At 50.9% G+C, this 24,175-nt stretch carries 22 protein-coding genes; 11 read left to right on the top strand and 11 right to left on the bottom strand.

The window, feature by feature from the left end; genetic code table 11:
• Window positions 1-13: 13 nt before the first annotated feature.
• The 5 genes from secD (at window position 14) to C3B51_RS08670 (ending at window position 6,244) form a co-directional block, all read left to right on the top strand.
• Complete coding sequence (gene secD, locus C3B51_RS08650; protein ID WP_125716735.1) at window positions 14-1,873, top strand: protein translocase subunit SecD; 1,860 nt, start codon at window positions 14-16, stop codon at window positions 1,871-1,873.
• Between the two features lie 9 nt (window positions 1,874-1,882).
• On the top strand, window positions 1,883-2,824 hold the full coding sequence (gene secF, locus C3B51_RS08655) for a protein translocase subunit SecF (protein ID WP_125778691.1): 942 nt from the start codon (window positions 1,883-1,885) through the stop codon (window positions 2,822-2,824).
• A gap of 68 nt (window positions 2,825-2,892) precedes the next feature.
• A complete protein-coding gene (locus tag C3B51_RS08660; protein ID WP_130244774.1) occupies window positions 2,893-3,471 on the top strand; it encodes a hypothetical protein in 579 nt (192 codons plus the stop codon).
• 87 nt (window positions 3,472-3,558) lie between these two features.
• Window positions 3,559-5,346: a bifunctional diguanylate cyclase/phosphodiesterase gene (locus C3B51_RS08665; RefSeq protein ID WP_130244775.1), complete on the top strand. Its 1,788-nt coding sequence runs from the start codon at window positions 3,559-3,561 to the stop codon at window positions 5,344-5,346.
• Window positions 5,347-5,452: 106 nt separating this feature from the next.
• Window positions 5,453-6,244, top strand: a complete 792-nt coding sequence (locus C3B51_RS08670; protein WP_130244776.1) for a substrate-binding periplasmic protein — start codon at window positions 5,453-5,455, stop codon at window positions 6,242-6,244.
• Between the two features lie 23 nt (window positions 6,245-6,267).
• On the opposite strand, the gene C3B51_RS08675 is transcribed toward C3B51_RS08670, so the two are convergent.
• The 4 genes from C3B51_RS08675 to C3B51_RS08690 form a co-directional block, all read right to left on the bottom strand.
• Window positions 6,268-6,888: a hypothetical protein gene (locus C3B51_RS08675; protein WP_125716731.1), complete on the bottom strand. Its 621-nt coding sequence runs from the start codon at window positions 6,886-6,888 to the stop codon at window positions 6,268-6,270.
• A gap of 461 nt (window positions 6,889-7,349) precedes the next feature.
• Entirely contained in the window at window positions 7,350-8,981 is a 1,632-nt protein-coding gene (locus C3B51_RS08680) for a methyl-accepting chemotaxis protein (RefSeq protein ID WP_130244777.1), read from the bottom strand.
• Window positions 8,982-9,107: 126 nt separating this feature from the next.
• The gene (locus C3B51_RS08685; protein ID WP_130244778.1) at window positions 9,108-9,818 is read right to left on the bottom strand and encodes a pseudouridine synthase; all 711 of its coding nucleotides are present in this window, start codon (window positions 9,816-9,818) and stop codon (window positions 9,108-9,110) included.
• Between the two features lie 81 nt (window positions 9,819-9,899).
• A complete protein-coding gene (locus tag C3B51_RS08690; RefSeq protein WP_125716728.1) occupies window positions 9,900-10,232 on the bottom strand; it encodes a 5-carboxymethyl-2-hydroxymuconate Delta-isomerase in 333 nt (110 codons plus the stop codon).
• A 140-nt stretch (window positions 10,233-10,372) separates the two neighbouring features.
• On the opposite strand from C3B51_RS08690, the gene C3B51_RS08695 reads away from it, so the two are divergent.
• The 5 genes from C3B51_RS08695 to C3B51_RS08715 all read left to right on the top strand — a co-directional run bounded on the left by C3B51_RS08695 (window position 10,373) and on the right by C3B51_RS08715 (window position 14,892).
• The gene (locus C3B51_RS08695) at window positions 10,373-11,170 is read left to right on the top strand and encodes a hypothetical protein (RefSeq protein WP_130244779.1); all 798 of its coding nucleotides are present in this window, start codon (window positions 10,373-10,375) and stop codon (window positions 11,168-11,170) included.
• Window positions 11,151-11,777: a LysE family transporter gene (locus C3B51_RS08700; RefSeq protein WP_130244780.1), complete on the top strand. Its 627-nt coding sequence runs from the start codon at window positions 11,151-11,153 to the stop codon at window positions 11,775-11,777. The genes C3B51_RS08695 and C3B51_RS08700 overlap by 20 nt, the downstream gene beginning before the upstream one ends.
• Before the next feature lie 14 nt (window positions 11,778-11,791).
• Complete coding sequence (locus C3B51_RS08705; protein ID WP_130244781.1) at window positions 11,792-12,292, top strand: gamma-glutamylcyclotransferase family protein; 501 nt, start codon at window positions 11,792-11,794, stop codon at window positions 12,290-12,292.
• Between the two features lie 15 nt (window positions 12,293-12,307).
• A complete protein-coding gene (locus tag C3B51_RS08710) occupies window positions 12,308-13,888 on the top strand; it encodes a serine hydrolase (protein WP_130244782.1) in 1,581 nt (526 codons plus the stop codon).
• Between the two features lie 86 nt (window positions 13,889-13,974).
• Window positions 13,975-14,892, top strand: coding sequence for a histone deacetylase family protein (locus tag C3B51_RS08715; RefSeq protein ID WP_130244783.1), 918 nt, complete (start codon window positions 13,975-13,977; stop codon window positions 14,890-14,892).
• A gap of 18 nt (window positions 14,893-14,910) precedes the next feature.
• Here the strand turns inward: C3B51_RS08715 and C3B51_RS08720 are convergent, their stop codons facing one another.
• Entirely contained in the window at window positions 14,911-15,204 is a 294-nt protein-coding gene (locus C3B51_RS08720; protein ID WP_130244784.1) for a DUF4144 family protein, read from the bottom strand.
• A gap of 76 nt (window positions 15,205-15,280) precedes the next feature.
• Here C3B51_RS08720 and C3B51_RS08725 point away from each other — a divergent pair, with 76 nt between their 5' ends.
• A complete protein-coding gene (locus tag C3B51_RS08725) occupies window positions 15,281-17,830 on the top strand; it encodes an EAL domain-containing protein (protein WP_130244785.1) in 2,550 nt (849 codons plus the stop codon).
• Between the two features lie 17 nt (window positions 17,831-17,847).
• Here the strand turns inward: C3B51_RS08725 and C3B51_RS08730 are convergent, their stop codons facing one another.
• The 6 genes from C3B51_RS08730 to dusB form a co-directional block, all read right to left on the bottom strand.
• The gene (locus C3B51_RS08730; protein WP_125716720.1) at window positions 17,848-18,675 is read right to left on the bottom strand and encodes a DUF2797 domain-containing protein; all 828 of its coding nucleotides are present in this window, start codon (window positions 18,673-18,675) and stop codon (window positions 17,848-17,850) included.
• 114 nt (window positions 18,676-18,789) lie between these two features.
• Entirely contained in the window at window positions 18,790-20,073 is a 1,284-nt protein-coding gene (purD, locus tag C3B51_RS08735; RefSeq protein WP_130244786.1) for a phosphoribosylamine--glycine ligase, read from the bottom strand.
• Window positions 20,074-20,088: 15 nt separating this feature from the next.
• On the bottom strand, window positions 20,089-20,913 hold the full coding sequence (locus tag C3B51_RS08740) for a class I SAM-dependent methyltransferase (RefSeq protein ID WP_130244787.1): 825 nt from the start codon (window positions 20,911-20,913) through the stop codon (window positions 20,089-20,091).
• Between the two features lie 103 nt (window positions 20,914-21,016).
• The gene (gene purH / locus C3B51_RS08745; RefSeq protein ID WP_130244788.1) at window positions 21,017-22,603 is read right to left on the bottom strand and encodes a bifunctional phosphoribosylaminoimidazolecarboxamide formyltransferase/IMP cyclohydrolase; all 1,587 of its coding nucleotides are present in this window, start codon (window positions 22,601-22,603) and stop codon (window positions 21,017-21,019) included.
• A 240-nt stretch (window positions 22,604-22,843) separates the two neighbouring features.
• Window positions 22,844-23,134: a DNA-binding transcriptional regulator Fis gene (fis, locus tag C3B51_RS08750; protein ID WP_010374122.1), complete on the bottom strand. Its 291-nt coding sequence runs from the start codon at window positions 23,132-23,134 to the stop codon at window positions 22,844-22,846.
• Between the two features lie 15 nt (window positions 23,135-23,149).
• The gene (dusB, locus tag C3B51_RS08755; RefSeq protein ID WP_125716716.1) at window positions 23,150-24,121 is read right to left on the bottom strand and encodes a tRNA dihydrouridine synthase DusB; all 972 of its coding nucleotides are present in this window, start codon (window positions 24,119-24,121) and stop codon (window positions 23,150-23,152) included.
• Between the last annotated feature and the right edge of the window lie 54 nt (window positions 24,122-24,175).

Genomic DNA, 24,175 nt, shown 5'->3' on the forward strand with positions numbered 1-24,175 from the left:
TAAGGATGATCCAGTGTTAAACAAGTATCCAATGTGGAAATATTTACTTGTGCTCGCTGTGTTGGCCGTAGGTATTTTATACGCTACACCTAACCTGTATGGCCGTGATCCGGCCATACAGGTTTCTGGTACTAAAGGTACCAATGCCGATCTCAGTGTGCTCGACCAAGTAAATAAAACACTTAAAGACAATAACCTCACTGTCAAATCAACGGCCCTTGAAGATGGCCAGGTACTGATCCGCTTCACCAACGTTGAAGATCAGCTCAAAGCGCAAGACCTGCTGCGCAATACCCTGAGTGAAGATTATATCTCTGCCATTAACATGTCCCCGGCACAGCCTGAGTGGTTAAAGAATTTGGGTGCTAACCCAATGAAACTGGGCCTGGACTTGAGCGGTGGTGTTCACTTCACTATGGAAGTTGACATGGCGACGGCCATGGACAAAGCATTTGAGCAGATGGAGCAGGACTATAAGAGCGATCTAAGAGAAGAAAAACTACGTTATCGTTCTATTCGTCGTGTTGCCAACAGCGATCGCATTCAGGTGGTCATGCGCTCTGATGAAGACCGCGATGCGGCTGAGCGCTTTTTGAAAAACCGCTACCCGGGTAACCTGTTTATCAATGACAGCAGCAATGGTCTGGCATTTTTCTCGACGCTGAGCGAGCCAAAAATCAAAGAGCTGCGTGACTACGCCATCAAGCAAAACGAAACCATCATTCGTAACCGGATCAACCAGCTGGGTGTTGCTGAGCCTAACGTACAGCGTCAGGGCGCTGAGCGTATTATCGTTCAGTTACCTGGTGTACAGGATACCGCACGTGCCAAAGAAATTTTAGGTGCGACGGCAACACTGGAATTCCGCGAAGTAGATCAAAATGCTGATGCCCGCGCCGCGGCGCAAGGTCGCGTACCACCGGGTTCAGAAGTGATTATGCACCAGGCCGGTTATCCGGTCGTGGTGAAAAAGCGTGTGGTACTGGAAGGCTCGCACATTACCGGTGCACAGTCTGGCCTGGATGAGTATCAGCGTCCAAAAGTAAGCATCAATCTGGATAGCAAAGGTGGTGCGAAAATGAGTGCCTTTACCAAGCGCGCGATTGGTAAGCCTATGGCAACCGTATTCATCGAATACAAGCCGTCGGGTAAAGTCGACAAAAATGGTAAGGCCCTGCCGCCAATTAAAGTGGAAGAAGTGATCAACGTGGCCACCATTCAGGCCCGTCTGAACAGCTCATTCCAGATCACCGGTATCAACACGCCAGCAGAAGCCCATAATCTGAGCCTGTTGCTGCGTGCAGGTGCGCTGGTTGCGCCTATCCAGATCGTTGAAGAACGTACTGTGGGTCCAAGCCTGGGTCAGGAAAACATTCAGGCTGGTATGACAGCCGTTGTGCTGGGCTTTGCCTTCGTACTGGCATTTATGCTGATGTACTACAAAGGCTTTGGTCTGGTTGCCAACCTGGCGCTGGCTGCCAACCTGGTCATGATTGTGGGCGTTATGTCGATGATCCCAGGTGCCACGCTGACCTTACCGGGTATCGCCGGTATCGTACTGACCGTCGGTATGGCGGTAGATGCTAACGTGCTTATTTTTGAGCGTATTCGTGAAGAGCTGGCAGAAGGGCGCAGTCCTCAGCAAGCGGTTCACCATGGCTATGACAGTGCCTTCAGCACCATTTTCGACGCCAACATTACCACGCTGATCGCGGCCGTGATCCTCTTCTCTGTAGGTACAGGTCCGATAGCAGGCTTCGCTGTAACGCTGGCGATTGGTATTTTAACGTCGATGTTTACGGCTATCGTCGGTACCCGTGCGGTGATCAATGCGGTCATCGGTGGCAAGCGTATTAACTCGCTTTCAATCTAGGAGACGGACATGCAGTTATTAAGAATCAAAGACACTATCCGCTTTATGGCGGCGCGCAAAGTGTCGATGGCGTTTTCTGCGCTACTGATCCTGGCGTCTGTTTTCAGCCTGGCTTACAAAGGCATGAACATGGGTCTGGATTTCACCGGTGGTACGGCGGTTGAAGTGGGTTTTTCTCAGCCTGCCGACTTACCGAAAGTGCGTAGCACGCTGGCTGAAAATGGTTTCCCGGATGCGTCGGTGACGTTATTTGGTTCAAGCCAGGACGTACTGGTACGTCTGGCACCGCGCGATGACGTGAAAGCCGAGATCCTGGGTAACCAGTTGGTTGACGCACTAAAACAGGTCGACAGCAATGTTGAGATGCGCCGCATCGAGTTTGTTGGCCCGAGCGTGGGTGAGGATCTGAAAGAGCAGGGTGGCCTGGCAATGCTGACCGCACTGCTGTGTATCCTTATCTATGTTGCGTTTCGTTTCGAATGGCGCTTTGCTGTGGGCGCGGTTGCCGCTTTGTTCCACGATGTGATCCTGACCATGGGTCTGTTTTCACTGCTGGGACTGGAGTTCGACCTGACCATTCTGGCCGCTATCCTGGCCGTGATAGGTTACTCGCTCAACGATACCATTGTTGTATCAGACCGGATCCGTGAAAACTTCCGTAAGGTGCGCATTGACGATACGCTGGAGATCATCGATATCTCACTGACTCAGACGCTAAACCGTACCTTAGTGACGTCAATCACGACCATTCTGGTATTGGTTGCCTTGTTTGTCTGGGGTGGCCAGACTATCCATGGTTTTGCCACAGCGCTGCTGTTCGGTGTATTCATTGGTACTTACTCGTCGGTCTATGTGGCCAGCTCTGTGGCGGTGGCCATGGGCGTGAGTAAAGAAGATTTGATCCCGGTTGAAGTGGAAAAAGAAGGCGCCGATCTGGATGCCATGCCATAATCAACCAGCAATGTAATAAAAAGCCGCGATTGTATCGCGGCTTTTTTGTCACCACAGGAGCACAGCGAATGCGAAAGGAATTAACAGCACTGATCGGCCTGGCGTTACTTGGCTGCTCGGAGCAAGCCGAGCAGGCAAATGCGAGTACGCCAACACCCATCCAGCCTCAGGATACACTGCACCGCTACCGGCTGATCGCCAGCGATCTGCTTACCAATATTCGGATCCAGACATCAGCTGAGGCCATAGCACAACAGGCTGAGGATTTAATGCACGAAGCAGGTCCCGTGTTGGCACACTTTAACCAGGCCTATCCTCAATGCGGGGCTTACCTGGATGCCGTGCTTGGCGCTACCCAAACGCTACCGACGCTGACTTTACAGCAGCTTGAGCAGGACTATCATGATGCCCAAGCATTGCCGACTTTGGCTGATCCCGTGTGTTATCACCCAAAGGAGTTACTGGTCCACCCCGCCAAAGTGGCAGTGATGGCCAAAGCGGGGCTGAGCGATGATGAGGCATATCTGGATGCTGAACTGGATCTGGTCGAATTAATGGCCCATGTTGAGCAAGTCAGGTTGGCATTTGCGCGCGCCAAGACAGCGGCTGAGTCATTGGAAGTTGCAAATGATTCAACAACAAATTAGGTACAATCGTCCTTTTGACATATAACTGTCATGTAAAATTGTTAATTTGTTCGATTATCAATCAACTCTCATCTTGGTCATCGAGCAGTGGACTCAACGCAGATCCTTTTGGATGAAATCATCGCAAACCAGGCCGTATACACGGCATTTCAGCCAATTTATGACTTGGCAAAGGAGCAAGTGCTCGGCTTTGAGGCGCTCAGCCGTGGTAAGCGAGGCTCTGCGCTGGAGCAGCCAGACAGCCTGTTTGCGGCTGCCAGTCGCTATGACCGGCTGTCCGAGCTGGAATTATTATGCCGCCAAAGAGCGATCACGCAATTTGTAGCGCAACAACTCCCCGGTAAGCTGTTTCTGAATGTCAGTCCAAAAGCCTTGCTGGATCCACGTCATCCCAAAGGCGAAACCCTGCATCTGGTTGAACAGGCTGGGCTGGCCGCCAGCCGCATAGTGATTGAGGTGACTGAGCAGGATAAAGTGGATGATGGCTTTTTACTGTTAAAAACCATTGCCCATTACCGCCAGCTGGGGTTCACCATTGCCATTGACGACTTGGGGGCGGGCTATTCGGGACTAAAACAGTGGTCTGAGTTATGCCCTGATTTTGTTAAGGTGGATCGCTACTTTATTGATTATTGCGACCAGAGCATCGTCAAACGAGAGTTTCTGAAATCTATTATTGAACTGGCAAAAGCAACCAACACCGCGGTCATTGCAGAAGGTATCGAGCGTATGGAAGAGCTCGCTTTGCTGGAGCAACTGGGGATAGTGAACGCGCAGGGATATCTACTGGCCAAACCCAGTGAGCATCCTAACTGCGAGATGATTAATCTGGCCCAGCATCGCCATACTGACAATAAAGATAACCCGTTTGAGCAGTCCATCGCGATTGGCTGGCTGGCCAAGGATGTGGCTGCGATCCACACCTGTACCCAGTGCCTCGATGCGCATCGGCATTTTGAGCGGGATAAACGACTGATGAGTTTGACGGTTGTGAATGATGCCAGAGAGCCGGTGGGTTTGTTGCACCGGGATCAGCTCACCGAAGTCTTCGCAGCCCCTTATGGCCATGCGTTATTCGATAAAAAGCCGGTGACAGAGCTGATGGATAAGCAGCCTTTGATTGTGGATGAGCAGGAGCAGCTCGACAGTGTCAGCCAGCTGATCACTGAACATGAGTTCGATATCCGGCGGCACATTATTATTACCCGGGAAGGGCGCTACCTGGGCCTGGCACCGCTGCGGGATATTCTCAAACATATTACCGATGAAAAAATTCGCCATGCGCAACACGCCAACCCGCTGACCATGTTACCGGGTAATGTGGCTATCAATGAAGCAATTGAACAGCGCCTGCGCGCCATGCACGGGTTTTCACTGGCCTATATCGACCTCAATCATTTTAAACAGTTTAACGACCTGTATGGGTACGCCAGTGGCGACAGCGTGATAAAGTTGCTGGCCGAAGTCACTGTGGCTGTGTGCAAGCACAGTCATTGTTTTGTGGGCCATATCGGTGGCGATGATTTTATGGTGGTGTTTGACAATGACGATGCCGAGACTTTATGCCATGAGATAATCCAACGCTTTGAAGCCCAGTCTAAAGCTTTTTTCACTCCGGAGCATGTGGCGGCCGGCGGGTACTGGGCCAGTAACCGGGAAGGGCAGAAACAATTTGTCCCTTTACTGACGTTATCGATCGGTTTGGTCTCTCCGGACGTAGAATCCTGCAGCAACAGTCATCAGGTTGCCGCATTGGCAACGGATGCCAAAAAAGAGGCCAAACGATACCGCAATAGTTATCTGTTTGTCTGCAACCGCCGTAAGCCCAGCGCACCCGTAGTACGCCTGGACGCAGTCAGCAGCGATTTCGCGTGAGTATTGTTGCAGTTCAGTACGCTAAGGTGTAGTTTGAAAGTCAGCAACGCCAGTGTCTGGGATGCCAAATTGCAGCACTGATAATTCAATGTGGGCTAGGTGGTGTATGGTAAAACGGGTTATGTATCTGATGCTAATACTGCTTGGTGTGGTTGCCGAAGCAAAACCAAGCATCTATGTTGCCAAGGAAATGCGTCCCCTCTATGACCGCGATTTATTCCTTTATGAATTGCTCGACTTATCCCTCAAAGCGGCCGAATATCCGGTTGATATCCAGCATGTTAAGGTGCATCCTCATCAGCAACGCACCCTGCTCGCGCTGAGTAAAGGCGAAGTTGACTTACACTGGAGCATGTCGAGTCCGGCGCGAGAAAAGCTGGCAATTGCGGTTAAATTCCCCCTGTTTGATGGTCTGATCGGCAAGCGTGCCTTGCTGGTTCATCGCGCACAGCTGGCCCGTTTTGAGGCTGTAAAGGATAAAGCGGCCCTGGCCAAGCTGGTTGCTGTGCAAGGGCATGACTGGCCCGATACAAAAATACTGGCAGCCAATGGCTTAAAGGTCAGGCCGATCGTGAATTATCAGGCGATGTTTGACTTGATCCTGACGCAAAAAGCGGACTATTTTCCCCGCTCGGTGATAGAGGTAGATTCCGAGCTGGCGGCACAGTCGGCCACTGATTTGGTCAAGCTCCCCGGCGTTTATCTGTCGTATCCGGCACATTTCTACTTTTTTGTGAACAAACAACAACCACAGCTGGCAGAAAAACTGGCACTGGGACTATCGCGTTTGAAAGAAAGTGGCGAGTATCGGCAGCTATTGGCGCGTTACTTTGATCTTTCCTTTTTGAGCACTGCACGGCCGATATATCTCGACAACCCGTTCTTCCACACCGACTGATTAAACAGGTTTGCCTTTGCATCTTAACTGCGCTTTTTAATCGAAGGTACTTTCAATTCATAAGCTTCTTTGTAAGAGATCACCGTGAGCGCAACCAGCATGGCACAGATGGTGGAAAATATCAGGTAGCCTGTAATTTCAAAGGCGTAGAAGAAGAAAGTGATGTCGTAGCCTTTGGCATTACGGAAATAGTTTTCTATCAGGGCGAAAAAGCTGATAGCCGCGCCAATCAAATAAAGCCAGGGCATCATGCTATCCGCAAAGGTGGCACGGATCTGGTGCTTGGGAAACAGCCATTTGGTGATTTCAACGCGATAGGTGAGCAGCACTAAGATCAACAGCTCTCTGGCCATGGAGAGGCCGAATATCACACTGTTTTGCAGCAGGCGATTCTCTTCTTCAGAGTACAGGCTGATCAGGCCAGTGGAAAACAGCAGGTTTTCTATCAGAATGGACGATAAGTTCATCATTGCAAGCACGCAAATATTGATGTCCTTAATCCGTAATCCTATCAGGAACACCAGTGAGATGATCGCAATACAAGAGAGGATGAACACATAGGTTGCATCCTGCATAATAAAAATAACTACTACCATCACGACGTATGGTAGTAGTAGGTCTTTGATCGATAAATCCTTTGTCATGTCGGAGTACGTTTTATCTCTATTTTTTGGGAAGTTTGCTGGGCATTGGGCCGTACAGGGTGTAACACACTGGAACCGGCAGCGACTTTTTGGCAATCAGTGAATGAAAGAGTTTTCATATCGATATTCCTTATGTCATTGTTGTTGGCCTAACCAAAACGACTACATAAACTGGCTAGTCTGCTTCTTAGAGTATAGGCACAGCTTCCGCCTTTGCTCATTCATCATAGAATTACGTGCAAATTTTGGCGACGCAACTCTGATGAATAGGGTGTGCTTTCAGACCTATCATATATGATTAATTTCATACAACACAACATAAGTCTATTAAGCTCTGGTTAATAAATTTACCACCAAGACCAGAAAAGTGAAATGAAATTTTTCATATAACTTTAATTTAATGTTAATTTATTTTTTGGTTTCACTTTTTTTACTTGAAAATCTGAATATTAACTAAACAACTAAACTTTAAATTTTGCCATTTCTTTTTCCAGCTGGTGGGTCAATGCCGTAATGCTGTCAGTTGCCTGATGGGCATGGTGCGAGACCTGTGCAGTCTGGCTGGCGGTATCTGAGATGGTCACAACGCGCTGAGCGGTGTCTTCTCCGGCTGCCAGCTGCTCTTTGGCTGCTTGCGCAATCTGGTCGCTCATTTGCGATATGGCACTGAGCGACTCGGCTACCCGTTTCAGTGCGTCACTGGCCTCACTCGACATAGTCACCGTTTTTTCACTGGTGGCGATGCTGAGTGTGACCGACGCCTTGGCTTCCTGCGTTGCGGATTGCAGATTGCCAATCATGGTGTGAATTTCTTCCGTGCTGGTCTGTGTGCGTTGTGCCAGCTGTCTGACTTCATCGGCCACAACGGCGAAGCCGCGCCCCTGCTCACCCGCTCGGGCAGCCTCAATCGCGGCATTCAGCGCCAGCAGATTGGTTTGCTCTGCAATGCTTTGGATCACACTCAATACATTGGCAATGTTTTTTACTTCCTCATCCAGCACCTGGATATTATTGCCGGCACTATCGATTTGCTGTTCCAGCAAGGCTATTGCCTCAGAGGCTTTGGTCGTCAGTTTATCGGCGCTTTGTCCCTGACCCTCAGCTTGTTGTACAGATTCTGCTGCCTGTTCAGCATGTTCTACTACGGTCTGAGCGGAGGCGGTGAGCTCGGTAATGGCAGAGGCAACCATCTGAGTTTCTTCGCTCAGGCTGCGGGTGAGTGATTCCAGTTCATTTGAACGAGCTTCGCCATTGTGGCTTTGCTCGTTGAGTGAATCACTAACCGACTTGAGTCCGCCAACTACGCCTTTGAGCCCCTGCTGCATGTATTCCATCCCCGCCAGAATACTGTCTGGTTTCGCATTGTCACTGCGGATTTTCGATGTCAGATTGCCGCGGGACACTTCCTGAACAATTTTCAGCACGTCATCCAGCTCCGCGCCCAGCTTGTTAGATAGCGACAGTCCGAAGCGGGTTAACGCAAAAGTCAGTGCAACGGCAATGAGCAGGGATAAAGATGCCAGCCAGATTGCCGTATCCCAATAGCGCTCGTCGACTTCCTGGTAGCTTATCCCGGTGCCAACATACCAGCCGAACAGCGGTGTTTTTTGTACCACAGACGTCATGTCGGCAACGCTGCCGTTGCGCTGTGATGTCCAGTTGTAGGTAATAATACGGTTCGTCTGTGAGCCGACCAGGCGCTCTACCATTCGGCCAATGCTGTTGCCACTGGCATCTTTGAAGTCGTTAAAGCTGGTATCGTGAAGGTGAGGATCATGGGGAGCGGCGATAAAATTAAGTTTGCTGTCGACCACATACACATATTCAGAGTCGTGATATTTATTTTCCCTGAGGATTTGTGAGGCCAGGGTTTTCGCTTGTGCCTCAGTCAGGTCACCGCTGCGCACAAACCCTTCGAATTGCAACACGATATTAGCTGTGCTCTTCATCAGCTGATTGATGCGCGCAATGTTATCAGTTTCGCTGGCGTGTCTGAGAGATTGCAGCCCAACGATCGCAACCAGGATAAGCGCGGTAAAAATGGAGGCTGCAAATAGAATGATTTTTGTTCTTAAAGTGAATGATGAAAACACGTGATGCCCCTGTAGCAGAACCTGACTTAATGATTTAACACGAAATCCTTATTGTGGAAAGCTGAAAAGCATCATTAAGCCCGGGGTTTTAGATGATTTTTCCTCACTATAGGGGGTGACAGCGTTTTACCTTGCATTAATTATGTTAATTTCGTCCTCGGTGAGTAAACGGTACTCTCCGGCAGCCAGTTGGGGATCCAGTTCGATGCCTGCGACATTCTCACGGTGTAGTTCCACAACCTTATTACCCACGGCGGCCAGCATACGTTTTACCTGATGATACTTGCCCTCACAGATGGACAAGCGCAGTGAATACTTATCCAGCTGCTCCGCTATGGCGGGCTGGGTGAGGTTTTTTTCGTTATGCAGAGTCACCCCCTGGCGCAACTGCTCAAGGGCTTCTTCGGTAAGAGCTTCTTGCGTTTCAACCAGGTAAGTTTTGAACTTTTGCTTTTTGGGTGAGGTAATTTGATGAGACCAGTCGCCGTCATTGGTAATTAAAACCAGTCCGGTGGTATCCAGGTCTAATCGTCCCGCAACATGAAAATCTTTTAAGTTGGGCTCGTCTAACAGCTCGAAAACGGTGGGGTGCAGGTCATCCTGGTTGGCACACACGTAACCGACCGGTTTGTTCAGCATATAGTAACGTTTACCCAGATAAACCAGCTGAGTTCCTTCCCATTCGACCTTGTCATTTTGTTGGATGGTATGGTCGGCTTTGCTGATTTTTTCGCCGTTGACAACGGCCAGGCCTTTTTTGATCCCAATTTTGACTTTACTGCGCGGCAGCTCACTGGTGTGACTGACAAACTTATCTAAACGACAGGGGAATTTCATAGTAGTTGCTCTGTTAATTGGATACGACCCGCCGGTTGCTGCGGGTGAGCCGAGATCAGCTCAGGAACGCGACATTATATGCTAGTTCTTGTAGTAGATCTCGGGTTGCAAATCATAGGGGTGAACACTGAGATTAAGCGGCTCGTCACCGCATACTCTGTACAGTGCATTCAACAAGGTTTCGCTCAGTAGCTTTTTCTGAGCCAGGCTGCGTCCTGCAATGATATGTGCCTGAACATGAATAAAGCCCTGGTGTGTGCCACCTAACTGGTAATTGGCATAGGCAATTGCCCGGGTTTTGATAGTTGCGGGGTCAAACAGTTGTGTGCCCTCGGCGCCCTGGTGGACGGCCTGAATGAGTTGGCTAATGGGAATATTCAGGTGTTCTGAATGTTCAATGATGAGATGGGGCATGGTATCACAAGATAATTATCGCTAATATGGCAATATAATATGAATCTTTTCTTGCACTGCCAAGTGATTAGTGTGGCAATCAGGCCGCCCCTGACAGGCGTTTCAGCTGTGGCATGCAGTTATAAGGACAACAGGATAGTATGCTGGCGATATTTAAATCTAAACCGCTACTGGATGAGGCTCAGGCTCAGCAGTTAATTGCTTTGTTTGGCTGGGCGGTTGAACACTTTGATGTGGATTTCTTTCTTAAACACACACGCATTGTCGAGCCCACCGTGCAGGACTTCCCGGATCAGGTGAGCAGTGTTGAGCAGATGGCGCACATCGTTTTTGCTCGGGTGCGTGATTATGCCGGGTTGCAGCACTGGCCAATCGCACTGCTGCCACCCCAACAAATGCCGATGCAGCAGACTTTCCCCAGTTTTACGTTAAGTGGGGGGCTACGCGGTGAACACGTTGCCGTGGTGCAGCAGCCAGCGTTGCCGATTGCGTTGTCGTACAACCCTAACCAAATAAATCAGCCACAGGATATGGTTGCGAGTTTAGCGGGCTCTCTGGCAATGATATTAATCCACCAGGTGGGTAAGTTACCGCCGGGTGGCCAGGAACACTTGCCTGTTGCCGCTGATGTCCTGGCGGTGTTCATGGGCTTTGGTGTGATGTTAAGCAACAGTGCCTATCATTTCAGAGGTGGATGTGGTTCTTGTTATAACGCCTATGCCAATCGTCAGGCCGCACTCAGTGAGGCCGAAACGGTGTTTGTACATGCCCTGGTGTGCTATTTTAAACCCCAATATCAAGGTGCCAGACACCTGAAACCACATCTTAAAAGCTTGTATAAAAAAGCCCAAAAGCAGCTGCGGGAGATCATTAAATCGTCCCCGGATCCGGTTTTACTGGCACTAGAGGAGCGCAGCCGTGTCGCCTTACCTGGATGAGTTTATTCTGATAGCACTGGCACATTTTTTTGCCGTCGCAAGTCCCGGGCCTGACTTTGCCATCGTCCTCAAGCAAAGTATTAACCATGGTCGGCGCAATGCGCTGATGACAAGTGTCGGGGTCGGGCTGGGGATTTTAGTGCATGTAACCTATTGCCTGCTCGGCGTCGCATTGGTGTTATCGCAATCACCGGAGCTGTTTAATGCCTTTAAATATCTGGCGGGGGCCTATTTAGCATATATGGGAGTTCAGGCACTTCGCGCAAGCGCTGCAGCGACCGGGCCACAGCCCGCAGAAGCAGAGCCGCTCACTCAGGAGGGTGGAATGAAAGCGCTGCGCCGTGGCTTTTTGGTCAATGCTTTGAACCCAAAAGCCACGTTGTTTTTCCTCTCGCTGTTTACTTTGGTGATTGATCCCGGCACGCCGCAGTCCGTACAACTTTTCTACGGTTTATATATGGCGCTGGCCACCTGGGTATGGTTTTCATTCCTGTCACTGGTGCTGAGCAAAGCGGCGGTTCGGCGTTTTTTTCAGCGTGCCGGACATTGGTTTGATCGCGGGATCGGCGTGATTTTGCTTCTGCTGGCGCTCAGGTTAGTTCTGTAACGTTGGGAGAAGTCATGGCATCAAGAGCATTACTGAACTTTGCCTTTGGTTCAAATTTAACTCCAGCGCGGCTGAAGGCGCGTTTGCCACACGCTCAATTGCTGGGCACGGCTCACTTACCTGGCTACACACTGGGTTTTCGCCACCTCGGTCAGGATGGCTCGGCCAAATGTTCTATTGAACCTGATAGCCGGGCTGAAGCGCAGGTACATGGTGTGCTCTATGCGTTAACTGAGCAAGAAATGACGCAGCTGGATAGTATTGAAGGCGAAGGCTATCAGCGCCAGTGCGTTGAGGTGGTGCGTGCCTGTGGCACCTTAACGGCGGCGCACTGCTATATCACACAACAACTTCATAACGACCTGCTGCCGTTTTCCTGGTATCTGGAGCATGTGCTGCGGGGCGTTCAACATCATCAATTTCCCGCGGCGTATCAGCAGCTGCTAGCACAGCAGCCGTGTATCCTGGATCTGGATTACCTCAGAACCCGTCGGGAGTTGTCTATTTATCAATAAGGAAGAGCATTACACATGAAGTACCAATTTGGCAAAGGCCTGATCGCGGCCGCATTATTGTTTGTGAGCAGTACCCCGGCATTGGCGCAGCAGCAAGTGCCTGGCGTGAACGTTGCGGATGTCGAGCGAGCGGTGGTTGAGGCCATGGAGACATTCCATATACCGGGCATTGCACTGGCCGTGGTCGAGCGCGGCCAGGTGGTGTTGAGCAAGGGATTTGGTGTGCGCCATATTGCAAATCAGGATAAGGTTGATGCGGATACCCTGTTCGGTATTGCTTCTAACAGTAAGGCATTTACGGCGACGGCGCTGGCGATGCTGGTGGATGAAGGTAAGCTGAGCTGGGATGATAAAGTGATTAAACATATCCCCGAGTTTCGTCTGGCCGACCCCTACGCCACACGTGAAATGACCATCCGGGATTTACTGAGCCACCGCAGTGGGCTGGGTAAAGGCGCAGGCGATCTGATGATCTGGCCGGATACGGATAAAAGCATGGCTCAGTTGCTCGAAGGGATTGCACATTTACCAACCAACAGCAGCTTTCGCAGTGAATATGCCTACAACAACCTGATGTTTGTGGTGGCAGGCGAAGTGGTACACAGAGTAACAGGACAGGACTGGCGCACTTTTGTCGAGCAGCGTATGTTCAAACCACTGGGCATGCAGACATCCAAAGCCGGGTTTGCTCGGATCCCCGAGCAGAATAAAAACTGGGCAACTGGCAGTATTTACTGGGAAGGTCAGCTGACGCCCTTTTTCATCGACTATCTGGAAGATTTTCGCGGTGCCGGCGCGATTGCGTCGAGTGCAAATGATATGAGCCGCTGGCTGCTGACTCAGTTGTCTCAGGGACAGATGCCTGATGGCAAACGCTTGTTCAGTGACGAGCAGCAAGCACAGATGTGGCTGCCGCACATTATGCGCAAACCCAGTAGCGAGGGCAAAAGAAACTACCAGCAACAATTCAGGGGCTATGGCCTGGGCTGGGCCATTGAAGATTATTTTGGTCATAAAAAGGTAGGGCACGGCGGCGGGATCCTGGGCATGGTCTCTCAGGTAGCTATGATACCGGGCAAAGAGCTTGGTGTGGTGGTCTTGTCAAACCAGCAGGTCTATCCGGCTTTAACCGCCATCATCAATGAAGTGTTCGAAGACGCACTGGGCCTGCCAGAGCGAGACTGGGTGAAAGAAACCGCTGAGCGCTATTATGCCAAACGCGCAGAAACCTATCGCGAAGCGGGCGTGGTGAAAGTCGACAACCCACAACCGGCGCTGGCCAATCAGGTGTATACGGGTACTCTGATCAGCCCCTGGTATGGCGAGGTGATTGTTGAAGAGCTGGATGGCCAGTTGCATATCGACTTTACTCACACAGCGATGCTGAAAGGGAAGCTGGTGCATCACAGTGGCAATACCTTTGTTGTAAAGTGGCAGCAGCCTATGCTGGAAGCCGATGCCTATATCCAGTTTACTATGTCGCCATCGCAACAGGTTGAAGCCGCCAGCATGTCCTGGGTGAACCCGGATATCACGGACTTTAGTTTTGATTTTCATAATCTGCAACTGCGGGCAAAGCCGCTGCCAGAAAGCTAAGTTTCATGTTACACCAAAGTATCAGAGCTGCTCTGGCGTTGCTCTGATACACTCAGGTTATCATTCAACGAAGGATTGATTTTGCTATGCGCACGGCCCTGATCACACACCCGCTTTGTCGTAAACATAAAATGATTGCGGATCATCCGGAGTGCCCTGAGCGGCTGGACGCGATTTCTGATCGCATTCTGGCGTCTGGCCTGGACGTGGCCATTGAATATAAAACAGCGCCTAAGGCAACAGTAGAAGACATAGCACGGGTACACGACCAGGCACATATCTCCCGGGTATATGAGGCATTGCCCGAGTCTGGGTTGGCTGAGCTGGACGGTGATACCTGGTTGTGTCCGGATTCCATGAAAGCCATTGAGCGCGCCGTGGGAGCCGGACTCCTGGCCGTTGATGAGGTGCTTGCGGGCAACCTGGATGCGGCTTTTTGTTCAGTGCGCCCGCCCGGTCATCATGCTAATCAGCATAGTTCGTCGGGGTTTTGTGTATTCAATAATCTGGCCATTGCGGTCGCTTATGCGAAACAACAGGGGGTGGAGCGTATCGCGGTGCTGGACATAGATGTGCATCATGGCAATGGCACGCAGGATATCGTCCGCGACGACCCTCAGGTGCTGTTCTGCTCTTTGTTTCAATACCCTTTTTATCCGAATACGGCGATTGAGAATACCGACTCAGTGTTAAATTCCCCGTTGCCTGCGGGCAGTGACGGACGCGACTTTCGGGCGCTGGTTGAACAACAGTGGTTGCCCAGACTCGAGGCGTTTGCCCCTCAGCTGATCTTTATCAGCGCCGGATTTGATGCCCACCTGGAGGATGACATGGGGGGCCTGAGCTTTGTTGAGCAGGATTATATCTGGTTTACCGAGCAAGTGATCGCCCTGGCCAAAGCGCAATCTTGCAGGGGGATCATTTCCTACCTTGAAGGCGGTTACGACTTGTCATCGCTTGGCCGTAGCGTGGAATGCCATATCCGCGCGCTGGCAGAAGCCTAGACGCCTTGAGGTTGCTCTTCAGCGAATATCTTCTAACAGCTTAAAAGCATCCTCTACGCTACATTCACTGAGTTTGGAGACACAACACTGGCCTTCCTGCACTAAGGTTTGTTGCACTAAACGGGTGAGTGCATCGGCCGACAAGGGCGTTGCCGCTTGCCCTGAGCGGGTCAGATAACGGCCGTCAGGATAGATACAGATCCCCTCGTCAGGGCCCGCATAATGGCACATTTCGGTTAGTTCCTCTTCACTGCGGACATAAGCGAGACTTTGGTCTAACCATAATAGGAACGGGTAGGACTTTATTGTCATTATTTGTTCTTGGTCAAGGTTGTTTAAATTGTCTCCATTATACTCGATTAGATTGGCTGAAAGCGAGGCTGTGCTTATGATGGGCGATACACGTCAACTGCAAATTAAAGATGTTTACTCTCACAACCTGCTGTGTTGTGACTACACCACGCGTTTATACGACGCGCTGAGTCTGATGCGAGAGCGGCGAGTCAGTTCAATATTTATTGAGCAGGACGGTAAAATTGTCGGGATCTGGACAGAGTCCGACTGCGTGAGTCTGGACTTTGAACACAGTGGTCTGGCACAGACCGCCATTGGCAACATCATGAATGCGCCGGTGCATGATATTCAAATCAATCAAACGCTCAGCGAAGCCACCATCAAGTTTCATCAATTGGGGATCCGCCATCTGCTGGTGAAAGATGCCCATAATCAGCCGCAGGGGGTTGTGTCTCTGTCTGATATTGTGCGCAATCAGGGACTGGATCATTACCTGCACTTTCGGCCTATTGAAGATCATTTTGAATCTCAGATCAGCACTTTAGATGCTGAGGCCTGTATTTCCGAAGCCATTCATGCGATGCGCCGGGACAGAACCACTGCGGTGCTGGTGTACAATCAAGCGCTGGCTGAATACGGCATTATCACACAGCGGGATGTGGCTTATGTGATCCTCAACCAGGACTGGCGTATGCCCTGCTGGGAGCTGGCCAGTTATCCTATGGAATCCATGACACCCAAAGACAGCCTGTTTGATGCCTACCGCCTGATGACGGCCCGCTCCATTCGCCACCTGGTGATCCGCGAATCCGACTCAGATGCTGTGATGGGCTTACTGGCGCTAAAAAATGTGCTGACAGAAATAGAAACGGCCTACTGTAGCGAGCTGGAAAAAGTCCTTGCACAGCGAGATCTGGCACTGCAAAAATCGGAAAAAAACCTCTATCTGGCGAATCGGATCATCGACGCGTCGCTCGACGGCATTATGATCACCCGCGCCAATGGTGAGATCATCCAAATCAATCCGGCGTTTAGCGCGCTTACGGGCTATCAGGATTATGAGGTACTGGGTAAAAACCCCAGTATTCTCAGCTCAGGTGTGCATGGCCAGGATTACTACGAGCGCATGTGGAAGGAGCTGCGCCATAAAGGCGTCTGGCAGGGGGAGATCTGCAATAAGCGTAAAAATGGTGAAGTCTATGTTGAGTGGCTGACCATTATTGAGATCAATGAACCCTATAGCGATGATGTGCTTTATGCCGCTATTTTTAGCGACATTACCGAACGTAAAAATGCCGAGGAAAAAATTGCCCGGCTGGCCTATTTTGATGAGTTAACCGGGCTACCCAATCGCCGCTTGTTCTACGACAGATTGTCTATGGCACTGGCCTCGGCGCAGCGGGATAAGCATAAGCTCAGCGTGATGTTCATTGACCTGGACCGTTTTAAAGAGGTCAATGACACCTTAGGCCACAGTGCCGGGGATAAGCTGCTCAGTCAGGTGAGTGAGCGGATCAAGGCCATTCTCAAGCCGGGCGATACGCTTGCGCGGCTCGGCGGCGATGAGTTTGTGGTGCTACTCACCGAAGTGGAGCAGATGGACGACGTGGTCAGCTTTGCCGATCAGGTGCTCAGTGAACTGAGTGTGCCCTTTGCACTGGGGGAGCTGAATGTCGCGGCCACGGCATCGCTGGGGGCGGCCATCTATCCCGAAGACGGCCTTGACAGTGAAAGCTTGCTCAAACATGCAGATGTCGCCATGTATCGCTCCAAAGAGTTAGGGCGCAATTCATTTCAGTTGTACAAGGCCTCGATGAACGCCCGCTCATTAGAGCGACTGTCGATGTTAAGCCGCTTCCAAAGTGCACTGGAAGGGGGCGAATTTGAACTGCATTATCAACCACTGCGCTGCCTGACCAGTGGCCGGATCATGAGTGTAGAGTGTTTGCTGCGCTGGCAGGATCCCAACCTGGGCACCATCTCACCGGCCCAGTTTATCCCGCTGGCCGAAGAACTGGGATTGATTGTGAAGGTCGACCAGTGGGTGATCAACGAAGCCTGCCGACAAATGGCGCAATGGCTGAAAGAGGGGCTGGATATACGCCGCATTGCCATTAATATTTCGGCCAGCCACCTCAGTCAGGGCGACTTGGTGATGACCATGGCCAAAGCGCTGGAGCAGCACAATCTGGACGGTCGTTATGTGGAGCTGGAGCTGACCGAAACCAGTTTTGTCAGTAATTTGCATGATGCTAAGGTGCTGCTCAAGAAACTCAAGAGTCTGGGCGTCTCGATTGCGCTGGACGACTTTGGCACGGGTTATTCGGCGCTGAGTTATCTGACCAAGCTGCCCATTGATATACTAAAAATTGATGCCAGTTTTATCGCTAAAATACCCGATGAATATGGTAACAGCGAAATTGTCACGGCGATTGTGGCCATGGCCAAGGCGCTTAATTTACATGTGGTGGCGGAAGGGGTCGAAAAATCAGTGCAGCAAAAGTTTTTGCAAAAGCTGGGGTGCCATACCATGCAGGGCTATCATTATTGCCGCCCATTACCTCAGTCAGACTGGCTGAATTTTTATCGCTCACAGCGGGGGCTTGAAGCTGCCCCGCTGCGGCGTCTGGCAGGCGGGCGCTAAGCGCCCGTCAGTGCTATCTAGTCGAGGCTGACCGAGACTTCGTATGAGGTGAACTTGCGGATATTGATCACACCCGTGTCAAAGATCAGATACTGACCTTTAATGCCTTGCAATATACCACTGACCACCGGCTCTTTATCAAAGTTAAAAGAGCTTATTTTGCTCGGATAGCTGGTAACTGGGAAGGTCAGGTCTACCACTTCTTCATCGAGGCGCTCAATTGCCGTGGCGCCAAACAGTTCGGCCAGTTCATCCAGCTTAGCCTGGATCTGAGGGATCAGCTCTGCCGCCGAGGCCTTGAGGTCCAGCTCAGGATTAATACCCTTGAGCATGTTACGCCAGTTAGTTTTATCGGCAATAAACTCTGCCAATGCCACTTCCACTAAGCCAGATTGCAAGCGGGTCTGGACTTTGAAGATAGGCACTGCCTGGGTGGCACCTTGATCTATCCAGCGGGTTGGGATCTGGGTGTGGCGGGTGATCCCGACCTTCAGCCCTGAGGTATTCGCCAGATAGACATAATGCGGGATCATGCAGTGGGTTTCACCCCACTCAGGTTCGCGGCAGGTGCCCTGATCATAGTGGCAGGTTTCAGGCTTCATGATGCACATGTCGCAGCTGGCTAGCTTTTTCATGCATACAAAACAGTGGCCCTGAGAGTAACTTTTCTTGGTTTTCTTGCCACAGTTACAGCAGAAGATATTGCCGCTGAAGGTGAGCGTCAGACGCTTGCCAATTAAGTCATTCAGTGGCAACAGGTCGTCGCCTACCGGCAGCTGATAGTTTATGGTTGGTGCCGATGCACAATTCAATTGTGCCTGCATCTTACGTAGAGTACCTTGCATCTTTACGCCCCTAAAGATGGTTGAAATCGGCTATCCTAACAAAGCGTGACCTGGAGGTGAACAAAGGCGGGAAAATAAAAACCGGGTCAGAGACCCGGTTTGGTGTTTTTTAACTTATTGCTCGCGCGCAATGGCGCGATAGGCGATATCGGTACGGTATTCAACACCGTCCCAGTTTATCTCCTGCACCAGTGCATAGGCGCGCTTTTGCGCTTCTGTTACTGTGTGACCTAAAGCGGTGGCACACAGTACACGACCGCCTGCGGTAACCACAGCGTCACCATCTTGCTTAGTACCTGCATGGAAAACTTTTTCACCTTCCGGGTAAGCAACACGCAGACCAGAGATGGCATCGCCTTTTGGATAGCTGCCCGGATAGCCTTTGGCTGCCAGCACCACACCCACAGCAGCACGAGGATCAAACTGAATGTCAGTCTGATCCAGCTCCTGACGGTTAGCTGCTTCAATCAGCGTAACCAGATCTGATTGCAAACGTAGCATGATAGGTTGCGTTTCAGGATCACCAAAGCGACAGTTGTACTCAATGACTTTCGGCGTACCGTCTGCGGCAATCATCAGGCCCGCATACAAAAAGCCGGTGTAAGGGTGGCCTTCAGCTGCCATGCCTTCCACGGTCGGGGTGATCACTTCATCCATAATGCGCTGGTGGATCTCTGCGGTCACAACTGGGGCAGGAGAGTAGGCACCCATGCCACCTGTGTTCGGGCCTTCATCGCCATTGTAAGCGCGCTTGTGGTCCTGACTGGTGGCGAATGGCAGGACGTTTTTACCATCCACCATCACGATGAACGAGGCTTCCTCACCTTCGAGGAACTCTTCGATCACCACGCGGCTACCGGCGTCACCAAATGCATTACCGGCCAGCATATCGCGAATGGCCTCTTCGGCTTCGGCTTCGGTCATTGCCACGATCACACCTTTACCGGCAGCCAGGCCATCTGCTTTGACGACAATAGGCGCGCCTTGTGCTTTCACGTAAGCCAGCGCAGGCTCTATTTCTTCAAAGGTCTGATAGGCCGCCGTCGGGATCTGATGGCGTGCTAAAAAGTCCTTAGTAAATGACTTAGAGCCTTCCAGCTGAGCGGCGCCCTGCGTCGGACCGAAAATAGCCAGGCCAGCTTCACGGAAGCGGTCTACTACGCCGATCACCAGTGGCGCTTCAGGGCCAACAATGGTCAACTCAACTTTGTTTTCTTTGGCAAAGGCCAATAGTGCATCGATGTCTTCCACACCAATGGCGACATTTTGCAATTTTGGCTCAAGCGCTGTGCCTGCGTTACCCGGGGCAACAAAGACCGTTTTTACAGATGGGTTTTGTGCAGCCTTGAACGCCAGAGCGTGTTCACGGCCACCGCTGCCAATGACGAGTATATTCATGGCAATTGATTCCTATTAAAGCTTTTTGAATTTCAGGGTCATTCGGTCGCTTTCCCCGATGGCCTTGTATTGTTCGGCCTTTTCGTCACCCAAAGCTAAACGTGGTGGTAAAGTCCACACGCCTTTCGGGTGGTTGGCACTGTCCAACGGGTTGGCGTTGATTTCACTGCTTGCAACTAATTCGAATCCAGCCTGTTTAGCAAGGTCGATGACATAGCTTTGCTTCATATAACCAGAACGTTGCTGATCTTTATCATCACGGTGTTCAGGTAAGCGGTGTTCTACCACACCCAGAATGCCACCTGGCTTCAGTGCTTTGTTAAATGACTGAAATGCCGACAGCACACCTTCGTCGCCCTGACGCATATACCAGTTGTGCACGTTACGGAAAGTCAGAACCATATCGGCGCTGCCCGCAGGTGCAATATTGGTGTGCGTGCCAGGTGCAAACTCGGTGATCTTGACTTCACTGAAGCGTGCATCGTCTGCCACTTTTTGCTTAAAGCCATCCAGTGAGCGCTTGTAGTAACCTTCACTGTTCGCCGGGAAATGTGCTGCGTAGAGTGTGCCCTGGCCTTTAACAACGGGTGCCAGAATTTCACTGTACCAGCCGCCACCTGGGGCAATTTCAACTACCGTCATATTTGGCTGTAAGCCAAAAAACGCCAGGGTTTGCTCCGGGTTACGATACTGGTCACGAGCACGGTTATCCGCTTTGCGCTCTGCGCTTGCAACCGCCGAGGTGATCTCGCTGGATGCGCCACTGTCTGTGGTGCTGTTACAGCCGCTCAGGGCGGTCAGAATACCTGCTGCGATGATAGATTTAATGGCAAATTTCATAGTCAGTTCCTTCACTGTCATTATTGTGATTGTCTTTGACTCACAATACTGGAAATTAGCGCAAACAAAAAGCGCGAAACGGTGAAGGTTTCGCGCTCATCGATTAGTGGCGGAAGTGACGCATGCCGGTGAAGACCATGGCCATGCCCGCTTCGTCGGCTGCGGCAATGACTTCTTCATCGCGCATTGAGCCGCCAGGCTGGATCACCGCGGTGATCCCTGCTTCGGCTGCGGCATCGATGCCATCGCGGAATGGGAAGAAGGCATCGGACGCCATCACAGAGCCTTTGACTTCCAGGTTTTCATCTGCGGCCTTGATACCGGCAATTTTCGCAGAATACACGCGGCTCATCTGGCCGGCGCCTACACCTATGGTCATGCCATCGCGTGCATAAACGATTGCATTCGATTTAACGAATTTAGCGACTTTCCAGCAGAACATCAGATCTTTGAGCTCCTGCTCGGTTGGCTGGCGCTTAGACACGACTTTCAAATCGCTCGCCTGCACCATGCCCTGGTCGCGGTCCTGGATCAGGACGCCACCATTGACACGCTTGATGTCGACACCGGTTGTTGCCGTTTGCCATTCACCACATTCCAGCAAACGCACGTTCTTCTTCGCTGCCACAATTTGTGCTGCCGCATCAGAGATTTTAGGCGCGATGATCACCTCAACGAACTGACGTGAGATAATAGCTTCTGCCGTATCAGCGTCCAGTTCACGGTTGAAGGCAATGATGCCACCAAATGCTGAGGTCGGATCGGTTTTGAATGCGCGGTCATAGGCGCTCAGGATGTCTTTATCTTCTGCCACGCCACACGGGTTAGCGTGCTTAACGATCACACAGGCTGGCTCTGAGAAGCTCTTGACACATTCAAGGGCCGCATCGGTATCAGCGATGTTGTTGTAAGACAGTGCCTTGCCCTGAATCTGTTTCGCAGTGGCCACTGAGGCTTCTTCAATGTCGTTTTCAACGTAGAAGGCTGCGTCCTGGTGTGAGTTTTCACCGTAGCGCATATCCTGCTTCTTGGTGAACTGCATATTGATGGTGCGCGGGAATTTACTTTCTTCAGCGGCTTCTTCGGTGTAGTCCGGGACCATTTTACCGAAGTAGTTTGCTATCATACCGTCGTATTGAGCGGTGTGCTCATAAGCTGCAATTGCCAGGTCAAAGCGCGTTTTGTATTCAGTTGAACCATTATTCGCTTTCATCTCGTTGATAACACGGTCATAGTCGGCTGCATTCACAACGATGGTCACATCTTTGTGGTTTTTTGCCGCAGCACGCACCATAGTCGGGCCGCCGATGTCGATGTTCTCAATCGCATCTTCCAGTGAGCAGTCAGCTTTTGCAACAGTTTGTGCAAAGGGGTATAAGTTGACTACCACCATATCAATGGCTGAGATGTTGTTGTCTGCCATCACGCCTTCGTCCTGACCGCGACGGGCCAGAATACCACCGTGGATTTTCGGGTGTAGGGTTTTGACCCGGCCGTCCATGATCTCCGGGTGACCAGTGTGGTCAGATACTTCAGTAACAGGAATGCCGTTTTCGGCGATGAGTTTACAGGTGCCGCCTGTTGATAAGAGTTCAACGCCTTGCTCGCTCAGGGCGCGGGCAAATTCAACGATACCGGTTTTGTCAGACACGCTCAGCAGCGCGCGACGAATTGGACGATGTATATCCATGATGGTTCAGGTTTCCTCAATGATAAGTTAAGGGCTAGCTTAGAAGGGCTGTATTTTAGCTTAACTTGGCTCAGAAAACGATTGAAAATGCGTGAGTGAGATTGAGAAAAACAAAGGTTGTTCGTCGCTGTCCTTGTTTAATGGCTAGCAAGTGTTTTGTTTGCGGCAACAATCTGTCAGAGAGTAGGGGAAACAAAAAAAGCACCCTAAGGTGCTTTTTTCAATGTGGACAGGAACCGATTAGTTCATGCCGTACTTTTTCAGTTTCTTACGCAGTGTACCGCGGTTGATACCCAGTAAGATGGCAGCACGAGTTTGGTTACCACGTGTGTAAGTCATTACTTCTTCAAGTAGTGGTGCTTCAAGCTCAGAAAGAACCAACTCATAAACGTCTTGTACGTCCTGACCGTTCAGCTGTTTTAGGTAGTGGTGTACAGCTTTTTTCACTGCATCGCGAAGTGGTTGCGGTTTCTCTTGTGACTGAACATGAGCGTTAGTGATAAATGGAGAAGTCACATTTTGTTCGAACATCTTTATGTCTCTTTCTTAGTTAGCTGCTAGTGTTTCAAAATAGTGTTCTAATGTCTCGACCTGCGCATTGGCATCGTCCAGAGCATTGAATACTCGCCTAAATTGACCATCTTGGTCATGGGCCTGCAAATACCAGGACACATGTTTGCGTGCGATGCGTACACCCATAGGCATACCGTAGAATTGATGGAGATTCACCAAGTGTTCCATCAAGATGCTGCGTACCTCGGATAACTCCGGGGCCGCAAGCGTTTCTCCAGTACGCAAGTAATGGTCTATCTCCCGGAAAATCCAGGGACGACCTTGGGCTGCTCGACCAATCATGATGGCATCTGCGCCCGTATAATCCAGTACCTGTTTGGCTTTTTGTGGAGAGTCGATGTCTCCGTTTGCCACCACAGGAATGCCAACCGCTGCTTTGATCGCTTTGATCGTGGCATATTCGGCGTTGCCTTTATACATACATGCACGGGTGCGCCCATGTACGGCCAAAGAAGCAATGCCATTACGCTCGGCAATGCGAGCAATCTCAATGCCATTGCGATTCTCCGGATCCCATCCTGTGCGGATTTTCAAAGTGACCGGGACATCGACTGCGTTGACCACAGCCTGAACTATCTCTTCCACCAGTTCCGGGTATTGCAATAGCGCTGAGCCTGCCAGCTTTTTATTCACTTTCTTCGCGGGGCAGCCCATATTAATATCTATGATCTGCGCGCCATTACTGACATTGAACTGCGCCGCCTGCGCCATCAACTCAGGATCTGCTCCGGCGATTTGCACGGAACGAATACCCGACTCACCGCTGTGATCCATGCGGTTCATTGATTTATCGGTTTTCCATACCTTTGGATTTGAAGACAACATTTCTGACACCGCCAGTCCGGCCCCTAAGCGCCGACACAATTGTCTGAAAGGTCTGTCGGTGATCCCCGCCATTGGCGCGACCATTAAGTTGTTTTCAAGTTGGTAAGGACCAATACGCACTGCTGTTCAATCCGCCTCTTTTCAAGGGGCGCTAAGTTTACGGTTTTTTTTGCA

The sequence above is a fragment of the Pseudoalteromonas rubra genome (assembly GCF_004212645.1).
GTDB classification, from domain to species: Bacteria; Pseudomonadota; Gammaproteobacteria; order Enterobacterales; family Alteromonadaceae; genus Pseudoalteromonas; species Pseudoalteromonas rubra_G.

Excerpts from the sequence above, each read along its gene's own strand:
- secF (WP_125778691.1), top strand. The coding sequence starts at position 1,883 with ATGCAGTTATTAAGAATCAAAGACACTATCCGCTTTATGGCGGCGCGC.
- C3B51_RS08660 (WP_130244774.1), top strand. The coding sequence starts at position 2,893 with ATGCGAAAGGAATTAACAGCACTGATCGGCCTGGCGTTACTTGGCTGC.
- C3B51_RS08670 (WP_130244776.1), top strand. The coding sequence starts at position 5,453 with ATGGTAAAACGGGTTATGTATCTGATGCTAATACTGCTTGGTGTGGTT.
- C3B51_RS08675 (WP_125716731.1), bottom strand. The coding sequence starts at position 6,888 with ATGACAAAGGATTTATCGATCAAAGACCTACTACTACCATACGTCGTG.
- C3B51_RS08685 (WP_130244778.1), bottom strand. The coding sequence starts at position 9,818 with ATGAAATTCCCCTGTCGTTTAGATAAGTTTGTCAGTCACACCAGTGAG.
- C3B51_RS08690 (WP_125716728.1), bottom strand. The coding sequence starts at position 10,232 with ATGCCCCATCTCATCATTGAACATTCAGAACACCTGAATATTCCCATT.
- C3B51_RS08695 (WP_130244779.1), top strand. The coding sequence starts at position 10,373 with ATGCTGGCGATATTTAAATCTAAACCGCTACTGGATGAGGCTCAGGCT.
- C3B51_RS08705 (WP_130244781.1), top strand. The coding sequence starts at position 11,792 with ATGGCATCAAGAGCATTACTGAACTTTGCCTTTGGTTCAAATTTAACT.
- C3B51_RS08710 (WP_130244782.1), top strand. The coding sequence starts at position 12,308 with ATGAAGTACCAATTTGGCAAAGGCCTGATCGCGGCCGCATTATTGTTT.
- C3B51_RS08715 (WP_130244783.1), top strand. The coding sequence starts at position 13,975 with ATGCGCACGGCCCTGATCACACACCCGCTTTGTCGTAAACATAAAATG.
- C3B51_RS08720 (WP_130244784.1), bottom strand. The coding sequence starts at position 15,204 with ATGACAATAAAGTCCTACCCGTTCCTATTATGGTTAGACCAAAGTCTC.
- C3B51_RS08725 (WP_130244785.1), top strand. The coding sequence starts at position 15,281 with ATGATGGGCGATACACGTCAACTGCAAATTAAAGATGTTTACTCTCAC.
- C3B51_RS08730 (WP_125716720.1), bottom strand. The coding sequence starts at position 18,675 with ATGCAAGGTACTCTACGTAAGATGCAGGCACAATTGAATTGTGCATCG.
- purD (WP_130244786.1), bottom strand. The coding sequence starts at position 20,073 with ATGAATATACTCGTCATTGGCAGCGGTGGCCGTGAACACGCTCTGGCG.
- C3B51_RS08740 (WP_130244787.1), bottom strand. The coding sequence starts at position 20,913 with ATGAAATTTGCCATTAAATCTATCATCGCAGCAGGTATTCTGACCGCC.
- purH (WP_130244788.1), bottom strand. The coding sequence starts at position 22,603 with ATGGATATACATCGTCCAATTCGTCGCGCGCTGCTGAGCGTGTCTGAC.
- fis (WP_010374122.1), bottom strand. The coding sequence starts at position 23,134 with ATGTTCGAACAAAATGTGACTTCTCCATTTATCACTAACGCTCATGTT.